The organism is Natronospira sp., from assembly GCF_007134575.1.
In the GTDB taxonomy this organism is placed as follows: domain Bacteria; phylum Pseudomonadota; class Gammaproteobacteria; order Natronospirales; family Natronospiraceae; genus Natronospira; species Natronospira elongata.
In genome coordinates this window covers 1-3,494 of the sequence record NZ_SLKM01000071.1, presented here as the reverse complement: position 1 = coordinate 3,494, position 3,494 = coordinate 1, and the positions used below count along the sequence as shown (strand labels likewise).

The following is a 3,494-nucleotide window of genomic DNA, read 5'->3' as shown; positions in this document are numbered from 1 at the left end:
CCATGGGGTGTTATTTGACCGCCACTGTCAGCGCTGCGGCCAGAAGATTGACGCCCCCCATCCGCCGCCCGCCTGAGCTCCCTCCACGCCCGAGCTGGCTTTTGGGATTACAGCGAGGGAGCTTACTGATCTAGCTGGCCCCGAAACACCCTAGCTCTCCCTTACTTGCTCCTCATCCGACTCCGTACGCGGATCCATCTCCGAGATAAGGGTTGAGCCGGTGCGGGGCATGGCCACGAAGGGTTCCTGATCCTCCACCGCGACGGCTGCCGGCGTGCGCCGCACGGCGATCAGGGTGGCAGCGACAGCGCAAACCACACTCATGAAGAAGAACAGACCTTCCGGGCCAAGGACGGCCATGAACAAGGCACCCAGTAGCGGTCCCAGCGTCGCCCCCACGCCATAGGTCTTGATCAGCGTGGCACTGGTGGAAACCAGTTGATGCTGACTGACGTAGTCGGTGACATGGGCCACCGAGACCGGATAAATGGTAGCCCCCACCCCACCGAACAAGCCAGCCAGCAGCAAGAGCGGCACCATCCCCGTCTGGCCAAGCAGGGCCAGTGCGAGGGTAAGCAAAGCCACCAATGCCAGCAGCAGGGTGAGCACGTTCAGGCGATCATAAAAGTCCGACAGGTGCCCCACAGGCCACTGCAAGACCAGGCCGGAAAGCACGGCCACGCCCATCAACAATGAAATACCCGCGGTATCCAAACCGATATTGGTGGCATACACAGCACCCAGCGCATAGAAGGCACCGAAGACAAGGCCGGCGACCAGACAGCCGCCCACACCAAAAGGTGCCAGGCGGGCCAGATGCCGGAGTCGGGTGCGACTGCCCTCCGGCGCCTGGGGATGGACCGTTCGACTCAAGGCAATGGGGACCAGGCAAAGCGCAAACAACAGCCCGGCGATGAGATAGAGCTCCAGGCCTTCCACATCGGCCAGGTTGAGCAGGAACTGGCCCAGCCCCAGACCAAGGAAGCTGATCACCATGTAGAAGGAGAAAACACGGCCCCGGATGCCCGGCTCGGCCCGTTCGTTGAGCCAGCTCTCAATGACGATGAACATCCCCATCATGGTGGCGCCATTGATCAGGCGCAGCAGAAACCATAACCAGGGATTGATGGTCAGCCCGTGAACCATGATGGCGGCACAACTAAGGGCGGCAAAGGCGGCAAAGGACCGGATGTGACCCACCTGGCGAATGATGCGGTAGGAGATCACCCCGCCCAGCATCATGCCCGCGTAGAAGCCCCCCATGATGATCCCAATAACGGGGTCGGGAAGCCCCTCCAGGCCCATTTTCAGACTGAGCAGCGTACCCAGCAGGCCACTGCCCAGAAGCAGGAGGAAGGTAGAGAACAGGAGGGCGGCCAATGACAACAGGGTGTGGCGCACAGCGAACTAGACTCCCTTGCCAGCGGATGGACGGGCAATGACTCGAGACTGACGGAAAAGCAGGTGTTGCTGCAAAGGCCATGCGCCCACAGGGGGTATCCCCCCCCCTGTGGGCGCCTAGTGGATACCCGTGTGGATCGGATCCCAGCCGTCCGGCCCGCCGACTTGCGGTCGGTGCAAGGGCTGGACTTCCCGGGCCAGACGGCCGGCCTCGGCGTCGCACTGGCCGGTCTCCAGGAAGTGCAGGGCTTCAGCCAGGCTGGACTCCTCTTCATCGCCCAACGGCAGCGCCAGATCATCCGCAGCCTCGCAGGTGGCCGGGAGGCCATCAAAGTAATCGCCTTCGTCGAGGGCATTCAGGGTGGCAAAGGCCGTCGGGAACATGATGAGGTCACAAATCTCGAAGCCATAAGAGCCAACCGGCTTGCCAAAGGTCCGTGACCCGATAATCTCAACGTCGATAAAGGGCCTCAGACCGTTGACCACCAGTTCACTGGCCGAGGCAGTCCGTTCGGTGGCAATGACCAGCAGGCGGTCCAGCCCCAACGCACCAATCTCTTCACCAAAACGTCGAATCCTGTTCTGGTCGGTTCGGGCTTCATTGTGGACCAACTGTACGAAGATCTCGTCCTGAACCGCGTCGCCGGCAATCTGAGACGCCAACTGCTCCGCCACCGCAATCCGCCCGCCGCCGTTGTAGCGCATATCGATGATCAGTTCATCGACAGCCTCTTCGGAGAGCTCGGCAAAGACATCGTCAAAGCGATCGGCTGCGGGCACGATGAAGTTGCGGAAATGAAAGTAGGCCACACGCCGGTCATCAGACAAATCGAAGAAATTCAGCCTTACCACCGGGTCGACGACGAACTCCACCTTCTCAAGGCTGACGCTGTATTGCTCTTCGCCATCAGCCCGTTCCATGTCCAGCTCGACAAGCACGCCTTCCTCTTCCGGCCCCATAGCGCTGCCCAACTGTCCGGTATTGAACAGCTCTTGCACACTGCGGCCATTTATCTGCAACACTCGATCCCCGCGGCGCACATCCGCCTGATCGGCGGGCGCATCGGCAAATACATCCACCACCCGATAGTCGTCGGGGGCATTCATCAGGGCCAACTGCACACCAATACCAATCCGTCGGCCCTCTTCGGTGAAATTGAGCGTGGTTTCCCGTTCACTGATAAAGGAAAAACGGTCCGGCGGATCGACCTGCAAGGCCGCCAGCATTTCCCGAGGGGAGGAAAAATCATTGGGGTCGCGATCGGGCATCTGGTCCACGTAGAGGTACCAGAATTCCATGATGCTCTTTACGGAGCGGTTCTGACCCTGAACCGAACAGGCCAACTGGGACTGGGCCTTGCTGAAGGCCTGGGACTGCTGCTCATTGATGTCATCCAGACAGGCGCTAATGAACAACCCGGACAGCAGAATCAGGCCAATAACGGCGCCTCGCTTCAGCCTGTGAATTGATTCGCTCATTACATTTCTACTCCGCAATTTGGACGCCTTCTGGCCATCTCAGATCAACCCGTCGCAGATCGCCCCCGTCAATCTCGGGCTGGCGCTGCCGCCAGATAGTCGCCATTGGCCTGCCTTCCACAGGATGGACCAGATCAGGGGCCAATTCTGCCAAGGGCCTCAATACAAAAGCGTAGCGCAGGATCTCGCCACGCGGCAGCTCCGGTCGCTCACCGCTGGCCGAGACGTGATTTCCCACCAGCAGTAAATCCAGATCGATCCGCCGCGGTGCAAAACGCTCACCACCACGCTCACGCCCACAGTCCCGCTCGATCTCGTCCATTATCCGGGCGAGATCCCCCGGCGAGGCCTCACTATCAAATGTCACCACCAGATTGAGGAAATCCTCACCATCAAAACCCACGGCCCGGGAGCGATAGACCGGCGAGGCGGTAACCCCCTCAAAACGGTCAGCCAGCGCCGCCACGGCAATGGGCACCTGCTGCTCGGGCGCGATATTGCTGCCCACACCCACGTAAACCGACCTCATTCCGCCACCTCCGTGGCTGCCGCATAATCCTCGGCCCGGCGGCGGATACACACGCCAACGTCAGCGGCATCGCTCAGCGCCCCCT

3 protein-coding genes are annotated in these 3,494 nt (G+C 60.7%); all 3 read right to left on the bottom strand.

Features of this window, described 5'->3' with window-relative positions; all coding sequences use genetic code 11:
- Nucleotides 1-150 precede the first annotated feature (150 nt).
- The 3 genes from ACJWXQ_RS02925 to folK all read right to left on the bottom strand — a co-directional run bounded on the left by ACJWXQ_RS02925 (nucleotide 151) and on the right by folK (nucleotide 3,409).
- Entirely contained in the window at nucleotides 151-1,401 is a 1,251-nt protein-coding gene (locus ACJWXQ_RS02925) for an MFS transporter (RefSeq protein WP_406672101.1), read from the bottom strand.
- Nucleotides 1,402-1,518: 117 nt separating this feature from the next.
- Nucleotides 1,519-2,880: a S41 family peptidase gene (locus ACJWXQ_RS02920; RefSeq protein ID WP_346051716.1), complete on the bottom strand. Its 1,362-nt coding sequence runs from the start codon at nucleotides 2,878-2,880 to the stop codon at nucleotides 1,519-1,521.
- A 7-nt stretch (nucleotides 2,881-2,887) separates the two neighbouring features.
- A complete protein-coding gene (gene folK, locus ACJWXQ_RS02915) occupies nucleotides 2,888-3,409 on the bottom strand; it encodes a 2-amino-4-hydroxy-6-hydroxymethyldihydropteridine diphosphokinase (RefSeq protein WP_406672100.1) in 522 nt (173 codons plus the stop codon).
- Nucleotides 3,410-3,494: the final 85 nt, after the last annotated feature.